Origin of the sequence: Streptomyces actinomycinicus (assembly GCF_016741775.1) — a bacterium.
In the GTDB taxonomy this organism is placed as follows: Bacteria; Actinomycetota; Actinomycetes; order Streptomycetales; family Streptomycetaceae; genus Streptomyces; species Streptomyces actinomycinicus.
Genome location: NZ_JAERRK010000006.1, coordinates 147,352 through 170,412 on the forward strand (window position 1 = coordinate 147,352; position 23,061 = coordinate 170,412).

At 73.2% G+C, this 23,061-nt stretch carries 23 protein-coding genes and 1 tRNA gene; 10 read left to right on the forward strand and 14 right to left on the reverse strand.

What is annotated here, in order from left to right; all coding sequences use genetic code 11:
• Positions 1-2: 2 nt before the first annotated feature.
• The 3 genes from JK359_RS39845 to pdhA are packed head-to-tail and all read right to left on the reverse strand — an operon-like array spanning position 3 to position 3,549.
• On the reverse strand, positions 3-1,385 hold the full coding sequence (locus JK359_RS39845) for a dihydrolipoamide acetyltransferase family protein (RefSeq protein ID WP_201835649.1): 1,383 nt from the start codon (positions 1,383-1,385) through the stop codon (positions 3-5).
• Positions 1,385-2,389, reverse strand: a complete 1,005-nt coding sequence (locus JK359_RS14540; protein ID WP_201835650.1) for an alpha-ketoacid dehydrogenase subunit beta — start codon at positions 2,387-2,389, stop codon at positions 1,385-1,387. Before JK359_RS14540 ends, JK359_RS39845 begins: the two co-directional genes overlap by 1 nt.
• Positions 2,386-3,549 (reverse strand): pyruvate dehydrogenase (acetyl-transferring) E1 component subunit alpha, encoded by a 1,164-nt coding sequence (gene pdhA, locus JK359_RS14545; protein WP_201835651.1) that lies wholly within the window; start codon positions 3,547-3,549, stop codon positions 2,386-2,388. The genes JK359_RS14540 and pdhA overlap by 4 nt, the downstream gene beginning before the upstream one ends.
• A gap of 175 nt (positions 3,550-3,724) precedes the next feature.
• Between pdhA and JK359_RS14550 the strand changes: the two genes are divergently transcribed.
• The gene (locus JK359_RS14550) at positions 3,725-4,222 is read left to right on the forward strand and encodes an Lrp/AsnC family transcriptional regulator (RefSeq protein WP_372445405.1); all 498 of its coding nucleotides are present in this window, start codon (positions 3,725-3,727) and stop codon (positions 4,220-4,222) included.
• 86 nt (positions 4,223-4,308) lie between these two features.
• Here the strand turns inward: JK359_RS14550 and JK359_RS14555 are convergent, their stop codons facing one another.
• On the reverse strand, positions 4,309-4,896 hold the full coding sequence (locus JK359_RS14555; protein ID WP_201835652.1) for a TetR/AcrR family transcriptional regulator: 588 nt from the start codon (positions 4,894-4,896) through the stop codon (positions 4,309-4,311).
• Entirely contained in the window at positions 4,893-6,407 is a 1,515-nt protein-coding gene (locus JK359_RS14560) for a 3-hydroxyacyl-CoA dehydrogenase (RefSeq protein WP_201835653.1), read from the reverse strand. Before JK359_RS14560 ends, JK359_RS14555 begins: the two co-directional genes overlap by 4 nt.
• A gap of 159 nt (positions 6,408-6,566) precedes the next feature.
• Here JK359_RS14560 and paaN point away from each other — a divergent pair, with 159 nt between their 5' ends.
• Entirely contained in the window at positions 6,567-8,258 is a 1,692-nt protein-coding gene (paaN, locus tag JK359_RS14565) for a phenylacetic acid degradation protein PaaN (protein WP_201835654.1), read from the forward strand.
• Positions 8,259-8,303: 45 nt separating this feature from the next.
• Here paaN and JK359_RS14570 read toward each other — a convergent pair whose 3' ends face one another.
• The 3 genes from JK359_RS14570 to JK359_RS14580 are packed head-to-tail and all read right to left on the reverse strand — an operon-like array spanning position 8,304 to position 11,025.
• Positions 8,304-9,059: a TrmH family RNA methyltransferase gene (locus JK359_RS14570; protein ID WP_201835655.1), complete on the reverse strand. Its 756-nt coding sequence runs from the start codon at positions 9,057-9,059 to the stop codon at positions 8,304-8,306.
• The gene (locus JK359_RS14575) at positions 9,056-10,267 is read right to left on the reverse strand and encodes an HTTM domain-containing protein (protein ID WP_201835657.1); all 1,212 of its coding nucleotides are present in this window, start codon (positions 10,265-10,267) and stop codon (positions 9,056-9,058) included. Before JK359_RS14575 ends, JK359_RS14570 begins: the two co-directional genes overlap by 4 nt.
• Positions 10,264-11,025 (reverse strand): DUF5819 family protein, encoded by a 762-nt coding sequence (locus tag JK359_RS14580; RefSeq protein ID WP_201836034.1) that lies wholly within the window; start codon positions 11,023-11,025, stop codon positions 10,264-10,266. The genes JK359_RS14575 and JK359_RS14580 overlap by 4 nt, the downstream gene beginning before the upstream one ends.
• A 439-nt stretch (positions 11,026-11,464) precedes the next feature.
• Here JK359_RS14580 and paaA point away from each other — a divergent pair, with 439 nt between their 5' ends.
• The 6 genes from paaA to JK359_RS14610 all read left to right on the forward strand — a co-directional run bounded on the left by paaA (position 11,465) and on the right by JK359_RS14610 (position 16,488).
• A complete protein-coding gene (paaA, locus tag JK359_RS14585; RefSeq protein WP_201835659.1) occupies positions 11,465-12,481 on the forward strand; it encodes a 1,2-phenylacetyl-CoA epoxidase subunit PaaA in 1,017 nt (338 codons plus the stop codon).
• Positions 12,478-12,765 carry a 1,2-phenylacetyl-CoA epoxidase subunit PaaB gene (gene paaB / locus JK359_RS14590; protein ID WP_190016117.1) on the forward strand — a complete coding sequence of 96 codons (288 nt, stop codon included), beginning with the start codon at positions 12,478-12,480 and terminating at the stop codon, positions 12,763-12,765. Before paaA ends, paaB begins: the two co-directional genes overlap by 4 nt.
• A gap of 26 nt (positions 12,766-12,791) precedes the next feature.
• Entirely contained in the window at positions 12,792-13,493 is a 702-nt protein-coding gene (paaC, locus tag JK359_RS14595) for a 1,2-phenylacetyl-CoA epoxidase subunit PaaC (RefSeq protein WP_201836036.1), read from the forward strand.
• Positions 13,487-14,023, forward strand: coding sequence for a 1,2-phenylacetyl-CoA epoxidase subunit PaaD (gene paaD, locus JK359_RS14600; RefSeq protein ID WP_201835661.1), 537 nt, complete (start codon positions 13,487-13,489; stop codon positions 14,021-14,023). The genes paaC and paaD overlap by 7 nt, the downstream gene beginning before the upstream one ends.
• Positions 14,023-15,087, forward strand: coding sequence for a 2Fe-2S iron-sulfur cluster-binding protein (locus JK359_RS14605; protein WP_201835663.1), 1,065 nt, complete (start codon positions 14,023-14,025; stop codon positions 15,085-15,087). Before paaD ends, JK359_RS14605 begins: the two co-directional genes overlap by 1 nt.
• 258 nt (positions 15,088-15,345) lie before the next feature.
• Positions 15,346-16,488 carry an acyl-CoA dehydrogenase family protein gene (locus JK359_RS14610; RefSeq protein WP_201835665.1) on the forward strand — a complete coding sequence of 381 codons (1,143 nt, stop codon included), beginning with the start codon at positions 15,346-15,348 and terminating at the stop codon, positions 16,486-16,488.
• Positions 16,489-16,508: 20 nt separating this feature from the next.
• Here JK359_RS14610 and JK359_RS14615 read toward each other — a convergent pair whose 3' ends face one another.
• From JK359_RS14615 to JK359_RS14635, 5 genes are all read right to left on the reverse strand, one after another.
• Entirely contained in the window at positions 16,509-16,838 is a 330-nt protein-coding gene (locus tag JK359_RS14615; protein ID WP_201836037.1) for a rhodanese-like domain-containing protein, read from the reverse strand.
• 49 nt (positions 16,839-16,887) lie between these two features.
• Positions 16,888-17,700 carry a hypothetical protein gene (locus JK359_RS14620; protein WP_201835668.1) on the reverse strand — a complete coding sequence of 271 codons (813 nt, stop codon included), beginning with the start codon at positions 17,698-17,700 and terminating at the stop codon, positions 16,888-16,890.
• Between the two features lie 337 nt (positions 17,701-18,037).
• Complete coding sequence (locus tag JK359_RS14625) at positions 18,038-19,468, reverse strand: DUF2252 domain-containing protein (RefSeq protein WP_201835670.1); 1,431 nt, start codon at positions 19,466-19,468, stop codon at positions 18,038-18,040.
• Between the two features lie 269 nt (positions 19,469-19,737).
• Positions 19,738-20,586 carry an NmrA family NAD(P)-binding protein gene (locus tag JK359_RS14630; RefSeq protein ID WP_201835672.1) on the reverse strand — a complete coding sequence of 283 codons (849 nt, stop codon included), beginning with the start codon at positions 20,584-20,586 and terminating at the stop codon, positions 19,738-19,740.
• Positions 20,583-21,023 carry a nuclear transport factor 2 family protein gene (locus tag JK359_RS14635; protein ID WP_201835674.1) on the reverse strand — a complete coding sequence of 147 codons (441 nt, stop codon included), beginning with the start codon at positions 21,021-21,023 and terminating at the stop codon, positions 20,583-20,585. Before JK359_RS14635 ends, JK359_RS14630 begins: the two co-directional genes overlap by 4 nt.
• 91 nt (positions 21,024-21,114) lie before the next feature.
• On the opposite strand from JK359_RS14635, the gene JK359_RS14640 reads away from it, so the two are divergent.
• Both JK359_RS14640 and JK359_RS14645 read left to right on the forward strand, forming a co-directional pair.
• Positions 21,115-21,756, forward strand: a complete 642-nt coding sequence (locus JK359_RS14640) for a TetR/AcrR family transcriptional regulator (RefSeq protein WP_201835676.1) — start codon at positions 21,115-21,117, stop codon at positions 21,754-21,756.
• Between the two features lie 315 nt (positions 21,757-22,071).
• On the forward strand, positions 22,072-22,539 hold the full coding sequence (locus tag JK359_RS14645) for a hypothetical protein (RefSeq protein WP_201835678.1): 468 nt from the start codon (positions 22,072-22,074) through the stop codon (positions 22,537-22,539).
• Positions 22,540-22,718: 179 nt separating this feature from the next.
• On the opposite strand, the gene JK359_RS14650 is transcribed toward JK359_RS14645, so the two are convergent.
• Positions 22,719-22,802, reverse strand: a tRNA-Leu gene (locus tag JK359_RS14650).
• Positions 22,803-23,061 lie beyond the last annotated feature (259 nt).

The window sequence follows — 23,061 nt, forward strand, 5'->3', positions numbered from 1 at the left end:
CCTCACATCGTGCGCAGCAGCACCGCCGGCTGTTCCACGCAGTCCGCCACGTACCGAAGGAAGCCGCCCGCCGTGCCGCCGTCGCATACCCGGTGGTCGAAGGTGAGCGAGAGCTGCACGACCTGGCGCACGGCCAGCTCGCCCTCGTGCACCCACGGCCTGGGGACGATGCGGCCGACGCCGAGCATGGCCGCTTCGGGGTGGTTGATGATCGGAGTGGACCCGTCGACGCCGAAGACTCCGTAGTTGTTCAACGTGAAGGTCCCGCCGGTGAGTTCTCCGGGGGTGAGGGTCCCGCCGCGTGCCGACTCGGTGAGCCGGGCGAACTCGGCGGTCAGCGACTCGGTGTCGCGGGCGTGGGCGTCCCGTACGACCGGCACGACGAGGCCGCGTTCGGTCTGCGCGGCGAACCCGAGGTGGACGTGGTCGAGCCGGACGACCTCGCGGGCCTCGGTGTCGACGTAGGAGTTCAGCTCGGGGAACCGGGCCAGGGCGGCCGTGCAGATCCGGGCGAGCATGGCGAGGACGGAGATCTTCGGTCCTCCGGCCGCGTTCATCGCGGCCCGCGCGCGCATGAGTTCGGTCGCGTCGGCGTCGACCCAGCAGGTCGCGTCCGGGATCTCCCGGCGGCTGCGGGAGAGCTTGTCGGCGACGGCGCCGCGCACGCCCTTGAGCGGGATCCGGGTCCCGTCCCCGGCAGCGGGCGCCACGGGGGTCCGTACGACTGTCTCCTCGGCCGTGCGGGCCGGCGCGGTGCCGGTCAGCAGCGCACCCTCGACGTCCGCGCGCAGGATGAGGCCGTCCGGCCCGGAACCGGCCAGTTGTCGCAGGTCCAGGCCGTTGTCTCGGGCGAGCTTGCGCACCAGGGGGGAGATCACGGGCACCGGGCCCTCGGCGGGTGCCGGGGCGGTTGCCTGCGGCCGTGCGGCTGCCGGTGCCGTCACACGTGCGTGGGCGGTCGCGGGGGCCGCCGCGGGCTGTACGGCGTGCCCGTTGCGGGGGGCGGCGGTCCGGTCGGCCGGGCCGGTGCCGGCCGCCGTGCCCGCCGGTGCGGAGCGGACCCGGCGGCGCCGGGCCGCGGGAGCCTGGGTGCCGTAGCCCACCAGGACGTTCCCGGAGCCCTCCGGCTCCGCCGACGGTTCGCCCACGGCCACCGTCAGCAGCGGGGCGCCGACGGGCAGTTCACTGCCCTCCTCGCCGTAGCGGGCGGTGACCACACCGCCGTAGGGGCAGGGCACCTCGACCATCGCCTTGGCCGTCTCCACCTCGACCACCGGCTGGTCGACGGTGACCACGTCACCGACCTGGACCAGCCAGCGGACGATCTCCGCCTCGGTGAGCCCTTCGCCGAGGTCGGGCAGCTTGAACTCCAGCACCTGAGCCATCAGCCCTCGGCCTCCCACTGCAGGCGGGCCACGGCGTCCAGGATGCGGTCGACGCCGGGCAGGTGGTGCCGCTCCAGCATGGGCGGCGGGTAGGGGATGTCGAAGCCGGCCACGCGCAGCACCGGGGCCTCCAGGTGGTGGAAGCAGCGCTCGGTGATGCGGGCGGCGATCTCGCCGCCCGGGCCGCCGAAGCCGGTGGACTCGTGGACGACGACCGCGCGGCCGGTGCGCCGGACGGCCGCGCAGACCGTCTCGTCGTCGAACGGCACCAGGGAGCGCAGGTCGAGGACCTCCAGGTCCCAGCCCTCGGCCCGGGCGGCCTCGGCCGCCTCCAGGCAGACCGGCAGCGACGGGCCGTAGGTGATGAGCGTGGCGCTGCTGCCGGGGCGCCGGACCACGGCCCGGCCGATGGGCTCGACGTCCGTCGGCTGCTCGGGGTTCCAGGTGTCCTTGGACCAGTAGAGCCGCTTGGGCTCGAGGAAGACGACCGGGTCGTCGGAGGCGATGGCCTGGCGCAGCAGTCCGTAGGCGTCGGCGACGGTGGCGGGGGTGACGACGTGGAGGCCGGGGGTCGCGATGTAGTAGGCCTCGGAGGAGTCGCTGTGGTGCTCGACGCCGCCGATGCCGCCGCCGTAGGGGACGCGGACGGTGATCGGGAGTGGCATCCGGCCGCGGGTGCGGTTGCGCATCCGGGAGACGTGGCTGATCAGCTGCTCGAACGCCGGATAGGCGAAGGCGTCGAACTGCATCTCGACCACGGGCCGCAGACCGTACATGGCCATGCCGACGGCGGTGCCCAGGATGCCGGCCTCGGCAAGCGGGGTGTCGGTGCAGCGGTCCTCGCCGAACTCCTTGGCGAGGCCGTCGGTGACGCGGAAGACACCGCCGAGGGTGCCGACGTCCTCGCCCATGACGTGCACGGTCGGGTCGGCGGCCATCGCGTCCCGCATCGCCCGCGTGAGGGCCTGCGCCATGGTGGCGGGCTTGACGGCGACGGTGGTCATCGGGCCCCGCCTTCCTGTGCGCCGGGCTCGCCGTGCTGCTCCTGCTCGGCCTCCAGCTCGGCCCGCAACAGGGCGCGCTGCTCGCGCAGTTGCGCGGTGGTCTCGGCGTAGACGTGGTCGAAGAGGTCCATGGGGTCGAGTTCGGGGTCCTTGTTCATGCGTTCCCGCAAGGAGGCGGCCATCGTCTCGGCGTCCTGCCGGGCGGCCTCGATGCCGTCCTCGTCGAGCAGTCCGCGCGTGGTGAGTTCGCGTTCCAGCAGTGCGATCGGGTCGTGGGCGCGCCAGGCCTCGATCTCGGCGTCGCCCCGGTAGCGGGTGGCGTCGTCGGCGTTGGTGTGGGCGTCGATGCGGTACGTCACCGCCTCGATCAGGGTCGGGCCGCCGCCGGCGCGCGCGTGCCGTACGGCGTCGCTGAGGACCTCGTGCACGGCCGCCGCGTCGTTGCCGTCGACCAGCCGGCCCGGCATGCCGTACCCGACGGCCTTGTGGGCCAGGGAGGGGGCGGCGGTCTGCTTGGCGAGCGGGACGGAGATGGCGAAGCCGTTGTTCTGCACCAGGAAGACGACCGGCGCCTGCCAGACCGCGGCGAAGTTCAGCGCCTCGTGGAAGTCGCCCTCGCTGGTGCCGCCGTCGCCGACCATGGCGAGCGCCACCACGTCGTCGCCCTTGAGGCGGGCCGCGTGCGCGAGGCCCACGGCGTGCGGCAGCTGGGTGGCCAGCGGGGTGCTGAGGGGGGCCACGCGGTGGGCGTAGGGGTCGTAGCCGCTGTGCCAGTCGCCGCGCAGCAGGGTGAGCGCCTCCGCGGGGTCCACCCCCCGGGCGACGACGGCGAGGGTGTCGCGGTAGCTGGGGAAGAGCCAGTCGCGCTCCTCCAGCGCCAGGGCGGCGGCGACCTCGCAGGCCTCCTGACCGGTGCTGGACGGGTAGACGGCGAGCCGGCCCTGCTTGGTCAGGGCGGTGGCCTGGGCGTTGTAGCGGCGGCCACGCACCAGCTGGGCGTAGAGCCTGCGCAACAGGTCCGGGTCGGCCTTGCCGGCTGCTTCGGTGCCGAGGACGCGGTACGGCTCGGCGTCGGGCAGCAGCGGCGCGGGGTCCATCCGGGGCTGCCAGGCGGGCGGCGGCGACGGCCGGTACGCGCCTCGCTGCTCCAGAACCGTCATGACGGCACCTCCTCGTGGGAGCGGCTACGGGAGGCGTGTCGGCTGTGACCCGCCTCACCTACCGATTGTTCGGTCGTCGGCACATTTTGGCTACAGGCCCCTTCAGGCTGTGGACAAACGGTTCTCCACAGCCTGCAATGAACGCAGGACGTCCACGGCGATGAAGCGGGGGGACATGGGACCTGAACAAATGGCCGACGGATCACCGGAGCGCGCCGTCCTGCCGCCTCGCCCGCTGGACGCCATCGACCAGGACATCCTGAAGATCCTCCAGGCCGACGGGCGCGCCTCGGTACGGTCCGTCGCCGAACGCGTCCACGTCTCGCGGGCCAACGCCTATGCGCGCATCAACCGGCTCGTCGAGGACGGGGTGATCCGTGGCTTCAGCGCGCGCGTGGACCACGAGCGGGCGGGCCACGGCACGTCGGCGTACATCACGCTGAAGATCGTCCAGAACACCTGGCGGACGGTGCGCGAGCAGCTCAGGCAGCTGCCCGGCGCCTCCCACATCGCGCTGGTGGGGGGCGACTTCGATGTGCTGCTGCTGGTGCACACGCCCGACAACAAGGCGCTGCGCGAGCTGGTGCTGACGCGGCTCCAGGCGATCCCGGAGGTGCTCAGCACCCGCACGCTGCTGGTGTTCGAGGAGGAGGACCTGGAGCCGGACGGCTGAGGCGGGCCCGGCGCAGCCCCGCAAGGACCGGCCGGACGGCTGAAGTGGGTCCGTACAGCCACGCGAGGACGGCCGGGCGGCTGGGGTCAGTCCCGGCGCAGCCCCGCGAAGACCAGCCGGACGACGGCGTCGGCCACTTCCCGGTCGCTCGCGCCCCGCGCGTCCGGCCGGTACCACTCCACGATCGAGTTGATCATGCCGAAGACCAGCCGGGTGGCCAGGCGGACCTCCACGTCGCCGCGTACGTCCCCGTCGGCCGCCGCCGCCTTCAGCAGCTCGGCGACCCGGTGGTCGAAGTCGCGTCGGCGCTCCAGCGCCCAGCGCTCGGTCTCCGTGTTGCCCCGCACACGGAGCAGCAGCGTCACGTAGGGCAGCTCGGCTATGAGCACCTCGACCATGCGGCGCACGACGTGCTCCAGCCGGTCCACGGATCTGCCCGCGCGCGCGTGCTCCTCGTCCAGGATGGCGAACAGGCCGTCCAGGGCGCGGCTGACGGCCCGCCGGAGCAGTTCCTCCTTGCCGCTGACGTGGTGGTATATCGACGACTTGGAGATGCCGGCCGCCTTGGACAGGTGCTCCATGGAGGTGCCGTCGTAGCCGCGCTCGTTGAAGACCCGCACGGCGACCGAGAGCAGCGTCTCGGGGGTGTACGTGTCGCGCCTGACCGTGGTCATGAGGTGCCCTCCCGCTTGTCGATGGCGTACGCGTGCCGGTAGAGCGCGAGGGAGGGGGCGTAGCGTCCGGAGGGGTCGCGCTCGTGCATCTCGTCCAGGACGTCGAAGGCGAACTCGCGGCCGAGCCTGCGGTCCCATGCGAAGGGGCCGACCGGGTAGTTGACGCCGAGGCGCATCGCGGTGTCGATGTCCTCCTCGGTGGCCACGCCCTTGGCGACGGCGTCGTGGGCGAGGTCGATGATCCGTGCGACCGTGCGGGCCACGATCATGCCGGGGACGTCACCGATGACGCTGACCTCCTTGCCGAGCGCCTGGAACAGGCCCGTGGCCTCGGCGAGGGTCTGTGGGGAGGTGTCCTGGGAGGCGGACAGGGCGACACGGCCGGCCGCGCGGTAGTCCAGGGCGAGGTCGAAGTACACGACGTCCCGGAACTCGGCGGAGATCCGGCCGTCGGCGAGGACCAGCCGGCCGCCGCCGGGCAGCACCAGGCGGGTGCCGTTGTCCTCGTCCTCCTCACGGACCTGGATGCCCGCCTCACGGATCAGCGCGAGCAGCTCGGCCGCCGGGCCCAGGTCGCCCTCGACGACGACGTGGGCGGGCGGCTGCTCCTTGTCGGCGGTGTGCGGTTCGGGCCGCTCGGCGTCCTCGGCGTAGTCGTACCAGCCACGCCCGCTCTTGCGGCCGAGCCGGCCGGACTCCACCAGCCGGCGCTGGGCCAGGGACGGGGTGAAGCGCACGTCCTGGAAGAAGGACTGCCACACCGAGTGGGTGACGGACTCGTTGACGTCCTGGCCGATCAGGTCGGTCAGCTCGAAGGCGCCCATCCGGAAGCCGCCGCAGTCGCGCAGCACCGCGTCGATGGTCGCGGGGTCGGCGGCCTGGGCCTCCAGGACGGCGAACGCCTCGGCGTAGAAGGGGCGGGCGATGCGGTTGACGATGAAGCCAGGGGTGTCCGCGCAGGCCACGGGGGTCTTGCCCCAGGCCCGGGCGGTCTCGTACGCGCGCGTGGCCGACGTGACGTCGGTGGCGAACCCGGAGACCACCTCGACCAGCGGCAGCAGCGGCGCCGGGTTGAAGAAGTGCAGGCCCACGAAGCGGCCAGGGTGGCGCAGGGCGCCGCCGATGGCCGTCACGGACAGGGAGGAGGTGTTCGTGGCGAGCAGGCAGTCCTCGGCGACGAACTCCTCGAGTTCGGCGAAGAGCCGCTGCTTGACGTCCAGCCGCTCCAGGACGGCCTCCACGACCAGCCCGCAGCCGGCCAGCTCCGTCATGCTGTCCACGGGCACCAAGCGGGCGCGGGCCGCGTCCCGGGCGTCAGGGGTGAGCCGGTCCTTCGCCACGAGCCGGTCGAGACGGGCGCCGATCGCTTCGGCGGCCTCCCGGACGCGCCCGGGTATGGCGTCGTACAGCCGCACCGGGTGGCCGGCGACCAGCGCGACCTGGGCGATTCCCTGGCCCATGGTGCCGGTGCCGACGACGGCCACGGGGCTGCTGAGGTCGAGTGCTGTCATGTGCGCGATCCTCCCGCACGACGTTTTCCACAGATGCGGCGGACCCTCTTGTCCCGACCGATCGTTCGGTTACTCTAGCTCTGACCGTCTCATCCCGCTGCTCTTTCTGCCAGGTCCCGAACTCGACGAAGAGTTCTCCAGACGAGGAGTTGGTCCCGCATGGCCGCCGAACTGACCACGCACGAGCTGATCGAGAAGCATCGGCCCACGCTCGACCAGGCCCTGGAAGCGATCCGCACGCGCGCGTACTGGTCCCCGCACCCCGAACACCCCAAGGCCTACGGCGAGAACGGCAGCCTGGACGCGGCTGCGGGGAAGGCCGCCTTCGACGCTCTGCTGGGCACCCGCATCGACCTCGGCCAGCCCGGCACGGACGACTGGGTGGGCGGTGAGGTCTCGCCGTACGGCGTCGAACTGGGCGTGACCTATCCCCACGCGGACATCGACGTGCTCCTCCCGGCGATGCAGGCCGGGCAGCGGGCCTGGCGGGACGCCGGCCCCGAGGTCCGGGCGGCGCTCTGCATCGAGATCCTCAAGCGGATCAGCGACCGGACGCACGAGTTCGCGCACGCGGTGATGCACACCAGCGGCCAGGCGTTCATGATGGCGTTCCAGGCGGGCGGGCCGCACGCCCAGGACCGCGGCCTGGAGGCGGTGGCCTACGCGTACGCGGAGCAGGTCCGCACGCCGGGCACGGCGGAGTGGACCAAGCCGCAGGGCAAGCGCGACCCGCTGGCCCTCAGCAAGACGTTCACCGCGGTCCCCCGCGGCATCGGCCTGGTCATCGGCTGCAACACCTTCCCGACGTGGAACGGCTACCCCGGCCTGTTCGCCTCCCTCGCCACCGGCAACGCGGTCCTGGTCAAGCCCCACCCGCGCGCGGTGCTGCCGCTCGCACTGACCGTCCAGGTCGCCCGGGACGTGCTGACCGCGGCGGGCTTCGACCCGAACCTGGTGGCCCTGGCCGCCGAGACCCCCGGCGAGGGCATCGCCAAGACCCTGGCCACCCGCCCGGAGATCCGGATCATCGACTACACCGGGTCGACGTCCTTCGGCGACTGGCTGGAGGCCAACGCCCGCCAGGCGCAGGTCTACACGGAGAAGGCCGGCGTCAACACGGTGATCGTGCACTCCACCGACGACTACAAGGGCATGCTGTCCAACCTGGCGTTCTCGCTGTCCCTGTACAGCGGCCAGATGTGCACCACTCCGCAGAACCTGCTCGTCCCCCGCGACGGCATCAGCACCGACCAGGGCCCCAAGACCTTCGACGAGGTCACCGCCGACCTCGCCCGCGCGGTCGACGGCCTGCTCGGTGACGACGCGCGCGCGAACGCCCTGCTGGGCGCGATCGTCAACCCGGACGTCAAGGCCCGCCTGGAGGCCGCGGCCGGGCTCGGCGAAGTCGCGCTCGCCTCCCGAGAGATCACCAACCCGGAGTTCCCGGGCGCGGCGGTCCGCACCCCCGTCATCGTCAAGCTGGACGGCGCCAAGCCGGACGACGAGGCGGCCTACATGAGCGAGTGCTTCGGCCCGGTGTCCTTCGCCGTCGCGGTCGACTCCGTGGGCGACGCGGTGGAGCTGCTGCGCCGCACGGTCCGGGAGAAGGGCGCGATGACGGTCGGCGCCTACACCACGGACGCCGAGACCGAGCGGGCCGTCGAGGAGGTCTGCCTGGAGGAGGCGGCCCAGCTCTCGCTCAACCTGACCGGCGGGGTCTACGTCAACCAGACGGCCGCGTTCTCCGACTTCCACGGTTCGGGCGGCAACCCGGCGGCCAACGCGGCCCTCACCGACGGCGCGTTCGTGGCCAACCGCTTCCGGGTGGTGGAGGTGCGCCGGGAGGCGTGACGCCCTCTCCCGAGGGGCGCCGTGCCGGACACCGCAGCGCGCCCCTCACGGGGCGCCGTGCGCCCCCGGATCGGCGCTCCAGTGGTACAGCGTCATGGCCACGCTCGTGGCCAGGTTGTAGCTGGAGACCTGGGGGCGCATCGGCAGCCGCAACAGATGGTCGGCACGCGCGCGCAGCTCGGCCGACAGGCCGGTGCGCTCCGAGCCGAAGGCCAGCACGGCGTCGTCCGGCAACGTGACGCCCCGGATGTCTTCGCCTTCCGGATCGAGCGCGAACATCGGCCCCGCGGGCAGCTCGCCGGCTTCGAGCCGCTCCACGGCGGTGGCGAAGTGCAGCCCTGCGCCGCCGCGGACGACGGTCGGGTGCCAGGGGTCGAGCGTGCCCGTGGTGACCACTCCCGTCGCCCCGAAGCCGGCGGCCAGCCGGATCACGGCGCCCGCGTTGCCGAGGTTGCGCGGGTCGTCGAGGACGACGACGGGTGCGGTGCGCGGCGTACGGGCCAGCGTCCGCAGGTTGGCCGCGCGGGACGGCCGTACGGCGAGCGCGGCCACGCCCGTCGGATGGGGACGCGGGACGAGGGAGTCGTACACCGGCCCGGGCACCTCCGTCAGGAGGGCGTCCAGGGCGTCGCGTACGTCCCCCGCCAGGTGCTCGGCCAGGGCGAGCGCGGCCTCCCGGTCGGTGGCGACCGCGACCGGCACCTCGGCCCCGAAGCGCAGCGCGTGCTTCAGCGCGTGGAAGCCGTCGAGCAGCACGGCGTCCGCCGCGTGCGCGCGCCAGCGGATCAGGGGGTCGGTCATGCGGTGAACCCTACGCGGCCCGCACCGCTCTCCTCCGGGGAGCGCGGCGGGGGCACCGCACGGCCGCCGCGCCGCTCGAACCGCCCGCGCGCACGTTCCGCCAGGGCGCCCAGTCTGCGCAGGAAGGACGTCGGCAGGAAGACGGCGTCCGCGGCGATCATCGCCAGCGAGAAGAACGGCAGGCCGAGGACGACCGCGATCACCGCGTGCTCGGTCATCATCAGCACCAGCAGGACGTTCTTGACCCGCCGGTTGAACAGGGTGAAGGGGAAGGCGACCTGGGCCATCACCGTCACGTAGGCCGCGATCATCATGATCGTGCCGCTGGAGGACATCAGGTCGGCGAGGGCCGGCCAGGGCGAGAAGTAGTCCAGGTGGAGCGGGTAGTAGACGGCCGTGCCGTCCTGCCAGCGGGAGCCCTGGATCTTGTACCAGCCGGCCGTGGCGTAGATCAGACATGCCTCTGCCATGATCACGGCCAGGGCGCCGTTGTGCAGGACGTTGGTGACGACGTCCAGCAGGATCCGCGGCTCCCGCCAGGCCGCCCGGCGTCCGACGGCCCACCACAGGCCGAGCACCACCCAGGCCGTCCACAGCAGCACCGGGACGAGCCTGCCGTTGTCGAAGCGGCCGGTCAGCGTGACGACGCCGAGCGCCGCCCCCAGCACCGCCCACAGCACCGGGCCGACCCGGTCGGCGGGCACGTGCTCCCCGCGCGCCCTTGCCGCCTCGTGCCGTGCCGCGCGCCGGGCGTCGAGGGACCACACCTGGCCGCAGCGCGTGAAGACCAGGTAGATGGACATCAGGTGCAGCACGTTGTCGCCGCCGTCGCCGATGAAGACGCTGCGGTTCTGCAACGACAGCACGCCCACCATGAACAGCACGGAAGCGGTCCGGGTGCGCCAGCCCAGCAGCAGCGCCGCGCTCGCGAGGATCGCCAGGGTGTAGAAGCACTCGAACCACAGCTGCCCGTCGGACCACAGCAGCGCCGTGAAGGCGTGGTTGTCCCGGGTCAGCTGCCGGGCGAGGTTCCAGCCCCACGGGCCGGAGGGGCCGTACAGCTCCTGGCGGTGCGGGAACTCGCGCAGCAGGAACAGCAGCCAGGTCGCGGCGAAGCCGATCCTGATCACGGCCGTCTGGTACGGGCCGAGGGCCGCCTCGGTGACCCGGGCGACACCGCGCGACACCGCTAGGGAGAACCGGTTCACCGCACGCCCCCCGCCGTCTCGTCGGCCGTCAGCGACCACCAGGGCAGCAGCCGGTAGACGGGCTTGTCGGACACCCGCTCACCGCTCCATGCCGGCGGCTGCACATTGGTGGTGCTGGATCGGACCTGCACGCGTCGTATCCGGCCTTCCCGGCTCGTCGGGTCGTCCCGGTACAGGCGCATGACCACGATCCGGCGCAGGTACTGCTCGGACAGGGACCCGCGCATGCCCACGGGACGGTTGTCAGTGCTGTGCGTGGCCGAGAAGAAGTCCCAGGCCCGGCGCAGCTCGTTCTGCTGGGTGTGGCTCGGCAGCGGGTTGCCGTCGATGGCGGCGCCGTCCTGGGCGGACAGGTCGGTCCAGCCGGTGGTGCGCAGGCCGCCGTCGTTCATCCGCACCTCCGCGCGCACCTGGACGGCGATGTTCTGCTGGAGCGGGTTCGGCGCGAACAGTTTCCAGTTCTGCTCGAACTCCGGGTACACCCACTCCTCGACCGCCTTGCCGTGCTGTTTGGTGACGGTGTTGGCGGGGGCGACGCTGAGGAACACCATGAGCACGTGCACGACCGCGCCGACGGCGACCACCGCGAGCGCCAGCGCCGCGCCGACCTGGTAGCGCAGGGAGAGCGCGGCGACGCCGGTGCGGGGCGGATCCGGCGGGGCGGAGGCCGGGGTTTCCGGGGGTTCTTCCGGGAGACGCGTCCCGGCCGACCCGACCGGGCCCTGTGGGCCCCGCGAGTCCTCGTCGTACGCGTCCATTCCGTCCCGTCCCCCGTTTCGGCTCATGCGTTCAGCTCGGTCGTTCAGCGCGGTCGTGCTACTCGGTCGTTCGGCGCGCCGTCCCTGCCCCGGTGACTCGGCCGGGCGGGTCGGCTCCGACGCGCGGTCTTCCGTCGCAGGCGCCGCACGCTTCACGAGCGCCACGTGCGGGCGCCCGCACGGAACGGTACTCAGCCACGGGCCCCGGGCGCAGCCCCGGGTACGGGCCGGCGTCGGTGGTCCTCGCCACGCCGTACGGCTCCGGCACCGTCCCCGGCCCGTGCACCGCCTCCCCCGCCGTGGCTCGTCCACAGGCGGCGCGGGGAGTTTTCCACAGCGGTTGACACCCCGCGGCGGCCCGGCACACCATGGATGCGCACGGACCGAACGATCGGTCGGGACAGTGTTCAACAGCAGAGCCCGAGGTCAGGGGGACCGCATGGCGACAGCAGCCGCGCAGCGCACGGCCCGTACGGAGGCGGACGGCGCTCCGGACACCGTCGACACGACGGCCTACCAGCACGCCTTCGACGCGGCCGTGGCCGCCGACGAGCGCATCGAACCGCGCGACTGGATGCCCGACGCCTACCGCGCCACCCTGGTCCGGCAGATCGCCCAGCACGCGCACTCCGAGATCATCGGAATGCAGCCGGAGGCCAACTGGATCACCCGCGCGCCCTCCCTCCGGCGCAAGGCGATCCTGATGGCCAAGGTCCAGGACGAGGCCGGCCACGGCCTGTACCTGTACAGCGCGGCCGAGACGCTCGGCACCAGCCGCGACGAGCTGCTCGACAAGCTGCACAGCGGCCGCCAGAAGTACTCCTCGATCTTCAACTACCCGACCCTGACCTGGGCCGACGTGGGCGCGATCGGCTGGCTCGTGGACGGCGCGGCGATCACCAACCAGGTCCCCCTGTGCCGCTGCTCCTACGGGCCCTACGCCCGCGCGATGGTGCGGATCTGCAAGGAGGAGTCCTTCCACCAGCGCCAGGGCTACGAACTGCTGCTGGCCCTCAGCAAGGGCACCCCCGCCCAGCACGCCATGGCCCAGGACGCGGTGGACCGCTGGTGGTGGCCCTCGCTGATGATGTTCGGCCCGCCCGACGACGAGTCCCAGCACTCCGCGCAGTCCATGGAGTGGAAGATCAAGCGCCACTCCAACGACGAGCTGCGCCAGCGCTTCGTGGACATCTGCGTCCCGCAGGCCGAGTCCCTGGGCCTCACCCTGCCCGACCCGGACCTGCGGTGGAACGAGGAGCGGGGGCACTACGACTTCGGACCGATCGACTGGTCGGAGTTCCGCGAGGTCCTCAAGGGCAACGGCCCGTGCAACGAACAGCGCATCACCCAGCGCAGGCGCGCGCACGACGAGGGCGCGTGGGTACGGGAAGCGGCCGCGGCCTACGCGGCCAAGCACACCGGCAGCGCCGGTGAGACGGGAGCGACGCGAGCATGAGCACCACCGACTGGCCCCTGTGGGAGGTCTTCGTGCGCTCCCGGCGCGGCCTCTCCCACACCCACGCCGGCAGCCTGCACGCACCCGACGCGGAACTGGCCCTGCGCAACGCCCGCGACCTGTACACCCGGCGCGGCGAGGGCGTCTCCATCTGGGTCGTCCCGGCCACGGCGATCACCGCCTCCTCGCCGGACGAGAAGGACCCGTTCTTCGAGCCGGCCGCCGACAAGCCCTACCGGCACCCGACCTTCTACGAGATCCCGGAAGGGGTGAAGCACCTGTGACCGCCACCGGCCCCGCCACCGTCCCGGTGACCGCCGCACTCGCCCTCGGCGACGACGCCCTGGTGCTCTCCCACCGCCTGGGGGAGTGGGCCGGGCACGCCCCCGCCCTGGAGGAGGAGGTCGCCCTCGCCAACATCGCCCTGGACCTGCTCGGCCAGGCCCGGGTGCTGCTGTCGCTGGCCGGTGACGAGGACGAGCTGGCCTTCCTGCGCGAGGAACGCGCCTTCCGCAACCTCCAGCTGGTCGAGCAGCCGAACGGCGACTTCGCGCACACCATCGCCCGCCAGCTGTACTTCTCCGTCTACCAGCAGCTGCTGCACACCGAACTCGCGGCCGGTGACGGCCCGTTCGCGCCGCTCGCCGCCAAGGCCGTCAAGGAGGTCGCCTACCACCGCGACCACGCCGAGCAGTGGACACTGCGCCTCGGTGACGGCACGGAGACCAGCCGCGAGCGGATGCAGCAGGCCTGCGACGCGCTGTGGCGGTTCACCGGGGAGATGTTCCAGCCGGTGGAGGGCCTGGACGCCGACTGGCCGTCCCTGGAGGCCCGTTGGCTGGAGTACATCGGCGACGTACTGGGCCGGGCGACCCTCACCGTCCCGGAGGGGCCGCGCACCGGCGCCTGGTCGGCGGGCGCCGGCCGGGAAGGCGTGCACACCGAGTCGTTCGGGCGGATGCTCGCCGAGATGCAGCACCTGCACCGCAGCCACCCGGGGGCGGCATGGTGACCGCCACCGCCCTGGAGGCGGAGCTGCTGGAGCTGGCCGGCGCGGTTCCCGACCCCGAGCTGCCCGTGCTCACCCTGCAGGAGCTGGGCGTGCTGCGTGCGGTGCACGTCCACGGCACGGACACGGTGGAGGTCGACCTGACCCCGACCTACACCGGCTGCCCCGCCCTCGAGACGATGAGCCTGGACATCCAGCGGGTGCTGCGCGCCCACGGCATGCGCGAGGTCACCGTCCGCACGGTGCTCACGCCCGCCTGGTCGACCGACGACATCACCGCCGAAGGCCGTCGTAAGCTCCGGGAGTTCGGCATCGCTCCCCCGCGTGCGGCCGCCGCCGGACCGGTCCCGCTGACGCTCGGTCCGACGCGCACGCACGCACCGGAGAGCGGGCCCGGGTCCGAACCGGTCCGCTGCCCGCACTGCGGCTCGGCCGACACCGAGCTGCTGAGCCGGTTCTCGTCCACCGCGTGCAAGGCGCTGCGCCGCTGCCTGGCCTGCCGTGAACCGTTCGACCACTTCAAGGAGTTGTGATGGCGCGCTTCCACCCGCTCCCGGTGGCCGCGGTCGACCGGCTCACCGACGACTCCGTCGCCCTCACCTTCAGCGTCCCGCCCGAGCTGCGTGAGGAGTACCGGCATGCGCCCGGCCAGCACCTCGCGCTGCGCCGCCGGGTCGACGGCACGGAGATCCGGCGCACCTACTCGATCTGCTCCCCCGCCCCCGACCCGGCCGGCGAGGGCCCGAGCACGCTGCGGGTGGGGGTGCGGCTGGTCGAGAACGGGGCCTTCTCGGCGTACGCGCTGAAGGAGATCAACGTCGGGGACGAGCTGGAGGTCATGACCCCGGCCGGCCGCTTCACGCTGGAACCGGCGCCGGGCCTGTACGCGGCGGTGGCCGGCGGCAGCGGCATCACCCCGGTGCTGTCCATCGTCTCCACGCTGCTGGCGCGCGAGCCTGGGGCCCGGTTCTGCCTGATACGCAGCGACCGTACGGCAGCCTCGACGATGTTCCTGGAGGAGGTCGCGGATCTGAAGGACCGCTACCCGGAGCGGCTTCAGCTGGTGACCGCGCTCTCCCGGGAGGAACAGCAGGCGGGACTGCCGTCGGGCCGGCTCGACGGGGAGCGGCTCACAGGGCTGCTGCCCGCGCTGCTGCCGGTGGAGCAGGTGGCGGGCTGGTTCCTGTGCGGGCCCTACGGGCTGGTGCAGGGCGCGGAACAGGCGCTGCGCGAGCTGGGCGTGGAGCGGACGCGGATCCACCAGGAGATCTTCCACGTGGACGGGGGATCGGCCCCGGCGACCACCACCGCGGCACCGGCGCACAGCACCGTCACCGCCCGGCTGGACGGCCGCGGCGGCAGCTGGCCGGTGCAGGAGGGCGAGTCCCTGCTGGACACGGTCCTGCGCAACCGCCCCGACGCGCCCTACGCCTGCAAGGGCGGGGTGTGCGGGACGTGCCGGGCCTTCCTGGTCTCGGGCGAGGTCCGCATGGACCGCAACTTCGCGCTGGAGGCGGAGGAGACGGAGGCCGGCTATGTCCTGGCCTGCCAGTCGCATCCTCTGACGGAGAAGGTGGAACTGGACTTCGACCGCTGAGGCACCACCACCGTGCGCACCCGGCACACCGGCACCCCCGGTGCGTCGGTCGCGGCAGCCCCGCGCGGCAGCCGGAACACCCGGCGCCCCGGCCGGAGCGGCCCTGCGGCGCCCGGCACACCCGGCCCACCGGCAGTCGCGGCGCCGCGCGGTTGCCCTCCCGGAGCATCCGCGCGCTCCGCGGGCGTTCCGTTCTCCTAGAACCTGTTCTATCTTGACGGTCCGTCAGATCGACTGGACCCTCCGGGAGGACAGGCCGTGGACTTCACCTTCAGCGAGGAGCAGCAGGCGGCGGCCGAGGCGGCGCGGGGGGTGTTCTCCGGTGTCGCTCCGGACGCGGTGCCCAGTCCGGCGCTCACCACCGGCGCCGTGGCCGAGGGGTTCGACCGGGCGCTGTGGGCGCGGCTGGCCGACGCCGACCTGCTGAGTCTGCTGCTCGACGAGGCGCACGGCGGGGCGGGCCTCGACGCGATCGCACTGTGTCTGGTGCTGCGCGAGGCCGGCAGGGTGCTCGCCCGGGTGCCGCTGCTGGAACACAGCGCCGCCGCGGCGGCCGTCCGGGCGCACGGCGGCAAGGAGCAGGCGGAGCGGCTGCTGGCCCGGGCGGGGCGCGGGGAGCTGGTGCTGACCGTCGCGGCGCAGGGCCGTACCGGACACGAGCCGGCCGAGCGGGCCGTCACCGCGCGACGGGACGGCCGGGTGTGGCTGCTGGACGGGGTGCAGACGGCGGTGCCGTGGGCTTACGACGCGGACCTGATCGTCGTACCGGCGCGGGCCGAGGAGGAGGCCGCCGACCGGACCGTGCTCGCGCTGGTGCCGCGCGAGACGGCCGGTCTCGTGCTCGCCGAGCAGGTCTCCACCAGTGGCGAGCGGCTGGCCGAGCTGCGGCTGGAGTCCGTCCGCATCGACGCCGACGAGGTGATCGAGGCCGACGGGGCCTGGGAGTGGCTGCACGCGCTGCTCGTGACCGGCACCTGCGCGCTGGCGCTGGGGCTGGGCGAGCAGGTGCTGCGCATGACCGGGGACTACACCGGCAAGCGGGAGCAGTTCGGGTACCCGATCGCGACGTTCCAGGCGGTGGCGGTGCAGGCCGCGGACCGGTACATCGATCTGCGGGCCATGGAGGCCACCCTGTGGCAGGCCGCCTGGCGGATCGCGTCGGGCGCGCCGGGGGCGCTGCCCGCCGCCGGGGACGTCGCCGTGGCGAAGATCTGGGCGGCGGAGGGCGTACGGCGGGTGGTGCAGACGGCGCAGCATCTGCACGGCGGGTTCGGCGCGGACACCGACTACCCGCTGCACCGGTACCACGCCTGGGCCAAGCAGCTGGAGCTGGCGCTCGGGCCGGCGGCGGCGTACGAGGAGAGGCTCGGCGACCTGCTGGCCGCCCACCCCCTCGGCTGACGCACCGGAGCGGCTCCGGACTACAGGACGAAGCCCGGCTTGCCGTCCTCGGTGATCACCGGGCGGCCGGTGGCGTGCCAGTGCTGCATGCCGCCGTCGACGTTCACGGCGTCGATGCCCTGCTGGACCAGGTACATGGTCACCTGGGCCGAGCGGCCGCCGGAGCGGCAGATGACGTGGACGCGGCCGTCCTGCGGCGCCGCCTCGGTCAGCTCGCCGTAGCGGGCCACGAACTCGCTGACGGGAATGTGCAGCGCTCCCGCGGCGTGGCCCGCCTGCCACTCGTCGTCCTCGCGCACGTCCAGCAGGAAGTCGCCGTCCTTGAGGTCCGTGACCGGGACCGTGGGCACACCAGCTCCGAAATTCATGTCCCCGACGCTACCCGAAGCGCGGCGTGGCTCAGTCCCGTGCCAGCAGGGCCGCCAGTTCCGCCTCCCGCCCGGCGATGTCGGCGTGCAGCCGGCCGGCGATCTCCTCGAGCAGGGCGTCGGGGTCGTCGGGGGCGAGGCGCAGCATGCCGGCGATCGCGCTCTCCTCCAGCTCGCGGGCGACGAGGTTGAGCAGTTCCTTGCGCTGGGCCAGCCATTCCAGGCGGGCGTACAGCTCCTCGGCGGGGCTCGGCCGGCGCTCGGGCGGTACCGGGCCGGCCGCCCACTCCTCGGCCAGCTCCTTCAGGAGGGTCTCGTCGCCGCGGGCGTAGGCGGCGTTGACGCGGGTGATGAACTCCTCGCGCCGCTTGCGCTCCTCTTCCTCCTGCGCGAGGTCGGGGTGGGCCTTGCGGGCCAGCTCGCGGAAGAGCCTGCGGGCCTCCTCGCTGGGCCGGACCCGCTGCGGAGGCCGTACGGGCTGGTCGGTGAGCATCGCTGCGGCCTCCGGGAACAGGCCGTCGCCGTCCATCCAGCCGTGCAGCAGGTCCTCCACGCCCGGCATGGGCTGCACGCGGGCGCGTGCCTCCGCGGCGCGGCGGGCGTCCTCGGGGTCACCGGTGCGGGCGGCCCTGGCCTCGGCGATCTCCGCGTCCAGTTCCTCGATGCGGGTGTAGAGCGGGCCGAGGCGCTGCTCGTGCAGGCGGGAGAAGTTCTCGACCTCGACGCGGAAGGTCTCCACGGCGATCTCGTACTCGATCAGCGCCTGCTCGGCGGCCCGTACGGCCTGTTCCAGACGTTCCTCGGGGCGGGGCGGCTGGGGCGGCTCGGGGTTCGGGGGCGTCACCCGCTCAGCGTAGCCGCTGCGCTCGGCTCGGCCGGGGTACACCTGGGCAGCGGTGTGGGGTGGCTTGCCGCACGGGTGTGGTGCCGGGTTCGGTGACTCGCCGTGGGGCTGCCGGTCGTGGGCCGGGTGCGGGGCCGTCGTGGTTGTTCGCGCAGTTCCCCGCGCCCCTCAGGGCGTTGCGGCGAGCGCCCTTGCAGCCCCGGCCCCGCCCGATCAGCCCCGGCCCCGCCGATCAGCCCCAGCCCCGCCCGATCAGCCCCGCCCCGCCCGATCGGTCCCGGCCCCGCCCGATCAGCCCCGGCCCCGCTCGGCGCCCCGGCTTGCGCCCCGATCCGGGCTACACGCCCAGTTCCGCCTCGAGGTGGCCCGCACTGATGGCTTTGACCAGGTCTGCGTGGTCCGCTTCCGTGCGGTCGGCGTAGGTGACGGCGAAGGCGGCGATCGCCTCGTCCAGTTCCTCGTTCTTGCCGCAGTAGCCGGCGATCAGGCGCGGGTCGGCGCTGTGGGAGTGCGCGCGGGCCAGGAGCGCACCGGTCATGCGGGCGTAGTCGTCGACCTGGTCGGCGGCGAGGGCGGCCGGGTCGACGCTGCCCTTGCGGTTGCGGAACTGGCGGACCTGGTAGGGGCGCCCCTCGACGGTGGTCCAGCCCAGCAGGATGTCGCTGACCACCTGCATCCGCTTCTGTCCGAGCACCACCCGGCGCCCCTCGTGGTCCACCGTCGGCGTCTCGAAGCCGGCCGTGGCCAGGTGCGGGACGAGCGCGGAGGGGCGGGCCTCCTTCACCTGGAGCACCAGCGGCTGCTCACGGTGGTCGAGGAGCAGGACGACGTACGACCGGGTGCCGACGCTGCCGGTACCGACCACGCGGAAGGCGACGTCGTGCACCGCGTGCCGGCCGAGCAGCGGGTGCCGGTCCTCGCTGAGCGTGTGGACGTACGACTCCAGGGACGCGGCGACCGCGGCGGCCTCGGCGTCCGGGATCCGCCGCAGCACCGGCGGGGCGTCCACGAAGCGCCGTCCGCCGTCCGCCGCCGTCTCCGTCGACTTCGCGGCGAACCGGCCGCTGGTGTTGGCGCGGGCCTTCTCCGAGACCCTCTGCAGGGTTCCGAGCAGGTCGTGGGCGTCGGTGTGGGAGACGAGTTCCTCGTCGGCGATGGCGTTCCAGGCGTCGAGGACCGGCAGCTTGGCGAGCAGACGCATGGTGCGGCGGTAGGCGCCGACCGCGTCATGGGCGGCCGCCCGGCAGGTGTCCTCGTCGGCGCCGGCCTCGCGTCCGGCGAGAACGAGCGAGGCCGCGAGCCGCTTCAGGTCCCACTCCCAGGGACCCTGCACGGTCTCGTCGAAGTCGTTGAGGTCGATGACCAGGTCCCCGCGGGCGTCGCCGTAGAGGCCGAAGTTGGCCGCGTGGGCGTCACCGCAGATCTGGGCGGCGATCCTGGTCATGGGGGTGCGGGCGAGGTCGTGGGCCATGAGTCCGGCCGAGCCGCGCAGGAAGGCGAACGGGGTGGCGGCCATCCGGCCCACCCGGATCGGGGTCAGCTCCGGAAGCCGGCCCGCGTTGGACTCGGTCACCGCGGCGACGGCGTCGGGGCGGGCGGCGTCCAGGTCGAGGGTGCGGTGTGCGCTGCGCGGCACGCTCTGCCTGAGCGCCTTGCCCTCCTCCTTCGGCGAGCCCTGCACCGGCCACTGGCCGAAGCCGCGCACCCGGGGCAGCCGGCCCGTGCCCCGGCCCGCCGCGTCCGCCACACCCACACCGGTTCCGGTCACCGCGACCGCCTCCCCCGTACTCCCCGCGCACCCGCCGTGGCAGGCGCCGGTACGAACATCAACTCGGAGACCGTACAGCCGGTGGCCGAAAGACGTCAGACCCCGTACCCGACTCGCCCCGCCCGCATCCCACCCCATGCCCGACTCACTCCCCCCGCATCCCACCCCGTGCCCGACTCGGCTCTGCACCCCACCCCGTGCCCGACTCGGCCCTGCCCGTCGCCGGCCGGCCCCGGGGCGCCGCACCCGCCGGCCGGTACCGGTGGGTGTCACCGGTGCCGGGACAGCTCCCGTGCCGCGACCGCGCGGAAGCTGTGCGGCGGGCGGCCGGTGACCTGCCGGACGGTGCCGGTGGTGCGGTCCTCGGCCCCCTCGGCGATGGCGCGGTCCATGCCGGCCAGCATCGTGGCGAACTCCAGCGGGACCTGGGCGGCCAGACGGTCCCGCATCTGCTCGTAGGTCAGCGGGCGGTGGACCACGGGCCGCCCGGTGACCTCCGTGACGACGGCGGCGATCTCGTCGTGGCTGAGCGCCTCCGGCCCGGTCAGGACGAGGTCGGTGCCCGGGGCCCGCTCGTCGGTCAGGGCGTGCACGGCGACGGCGGCGATGTCGTCGGCGTCGACGAAACCGACCCTGCCGGTGCCGGCCGCGGTCAGGATCTCGCCGTGCTCACGGATGCTCCGGGCATGCGTGTGCGTGCCGGTGAAGTTCTGCATGAACCAGGAGGGCCGCAGCACCGCCCACCCGTCGAACAGTCCGGGCAGGACCCGGTGCACCGCACCCACGCCCGGGCCTCCCTCGGGGATGGCCGACGCGCTGAGCAGCACCGCACGGCGTACTCCGGCGGCGCGGGCCTGCCGGAGGAAGGGCAGCATGACCGGGGCGGGGTCCGGCTCGCCCACGGGCGGGACGAGGTAGACGCGGTCGGCTCCGGCGAGGGCGCCGCCGAAGCAGGCGGGGTCGTACCAGTCGAAGCGGACCGGTTCGGCACCCGGGACCGAAGTGGCGTGCCGGCTGGCGGCCTTGACACGGTGTCCGGCGGCGATCAGCCGGGCGGCCGTACGGCTCCCGGTGGTGCCGGTGGCGCCGGTGACCAAGGTGGTGCCGGGCGGGTTCACCGGGCGTCGCTCGCCGCGAGGTCCAGGCCGAGTTCCTGGACGGCGAGGGGGTTCCAGTAGTCGCGGTACGAGGTGAACCGTCCGTCCCGGACGGAGACGACGGCGATGTAGGTCATGTCGAAGGGGGCTCCCGTCGCGACCACACGGCCGACACCGCGCATCTCGACCACGATGGTCTCCGCGTCGGTGGTCCGGTGGATCCGCACGTCGGGGAAGCCGTGCAGGTCGATGTGGTCGGGGTAGTGGCGCATGTACGCGGCGACGGCGTCCCGGCCCTCCAGCCGCCGGGGCCGGCCGGGTGGGGCGAAGGGGAACTCCATCACGGCGTCCTCGGCCCACAGACCCACCCAGGCCGCGATGTCCTTGTCCAGCAGCAGCCGCAGGCTGTGGCGGTACAGATCGGCCGGTGCGGCGTTCGCATGACCGTGCGCAGACATGGCTCTCTCCGTTCCAGTACGATGCGGACCAGCGGTCCGCTTCACTGATGACAATACGGACCGCCGGTCCGGATCGCAACGGAGGAACCACGTGGCCGAGCGCAGCCCACGCAAGGACGCCGCCCGCAACCGCGCGGCCGTCCTCGCCGCCGCCGACACCCTCTTCACCACCTGCGAGCACCCCGACGACGTGACCATGGCCGACATCGCGGCGGCGGCGGGCGTCGGCAAGGGAACGCTCTTCCGCGCCTTCGGCGACCGCACCGGCCTGATCCGCGCCCTGTACGAGGCGCGGCTCGAACCGGTCCGGCGAAGTCTCGAGGAGGGCCCGTCGCCGCTCGGGCCGGCGGCACAGCCGCTGCGGCGCGTGCTCGCCGTGCTCGACGCGGTCCTGTGCTTCAAGCTCGACAACCGCCACCTCGCCCTGGCCCTGGAACAGACGGGCAGCGACAGCCCGTACCGCACGGAGCACTACGAGCGCTGGCACGCCCTGCTCCGGGATCTGCTCGACCGGATCCCGGGCCTGCCCGACGGCGACTTCACCGCGCACGCCCTGCTGGCCGCCACCCGGGCCGACCTCGTCACGTACCTGGCCGGCGAGAAGGGACTGCCGCGCGACGAAATGCGGGCCCGGCTGGCGGAGTTCGCCACCAGGACGCTCTCGGCAGCACCCGCGCCGTCCCCCGAGGCGGCGATCGAGGGCATCACTCCCGACCCGAGCGGCACACGGTGAGGAATCAGACATTCCCACACACAAATGCAGCCAGAAGGGAACGCTCCGGCCGGATCTGATCTCCTCTCATGCAGGCTGACCACGACCGGTCGGCCCGTGATCAGGGGGCCGGCACCGAGAGCGGCCCCGCACCGACCCGCCCGGGCAGTACCGCGGTGTGCCTCACCTCGCACACCTCCCGGCAGGAGAAACACACCCCCCTGGCAGGAGAAGCACCCACCTCCCGGCGGGAGAAGCACACACCCCCCGGCGGACAAGCACGCGCCTGCCCACAGGAGAAACACCCGCCTCCCCCAGGGAGAGAAGGAGCCCGCCGTGAACCCTCGCCACATGGCCGTCGCCGCGCTCGCGTTGCTGGCCCTGTCCGGTTGCGCGGTGGAACAGGGGAGCGAGGAGGCCGGGCCGAAGCCCCACAGCTCCCCGGCCGACGGTGCGCGCCGGGCCGTCGACGCCTATCTCTCCGCGCTCAACACACGCAGCGCGACCGGCCTCATCCGGACCGGCGGCGTGCAGGACGCACCCTGGTCGCGGCGGGAGGCGGCGAAGATCCTCGCCGACAAGGGCGGCCGGGGGTGGAGGGTCAGCAGCCTCGAGATCGACCGCGACATGGGCCCCGACACCGGCAGCGCCCGCCTCTCCGCCGAGGACGAGGCGGGCAGGTTCATGAAGGACACCTTCACCGTCACCCGCGACAACGGCAGATGGCACCTCGTCCTCTTCACCGGGCAGCCCGGCCGGCCCGACAGGACGCCGGCCTCGACCGCCGCGCCCACCACGTCATGAGGGTCGACCGGCGGCCCGGGGGTCGTGAGATAGCTCACGGGCGGGGCAGCGGCCCGGGACCTGACGGCCTGTGCGATGCCCCACAAGAACCGGGAAGGAGAACGGGGCAGGAGAAGAGGGAACGAGAAACGGGCCCCTGCGGTGACTTTCGTCACCTACAGAGACCCGTGTCTCAGCTGTGCGCGAGGGGGGAGTTGAACCCCCACGCCCTTGCGGGCACTGGAACCTGAATCCAGCGCGTCTGCCTATTCCGCCACCCGCGCATTGGGTGTGTCTTCCGCTTCCGGCCCTTTCGGGCTGGCCCCTTCCGACACCCAGAACATTAGCACGTCGTACGGGGTGGGTTCACATCGCTTACCGCCCGCCCTCCCGGTCCCGCGCAGGACCCGGCACCCTGGACTTGCGCAGCCCACGCCCGGCGACGCACGTCTCAAGGAGACGCGGTTCACGTATCAACCTCGTACCGGTACCGGCCGTCTCCCCAGGAGGCGGGCCGGGTCCACAGTCAGGTGCGGGACACTG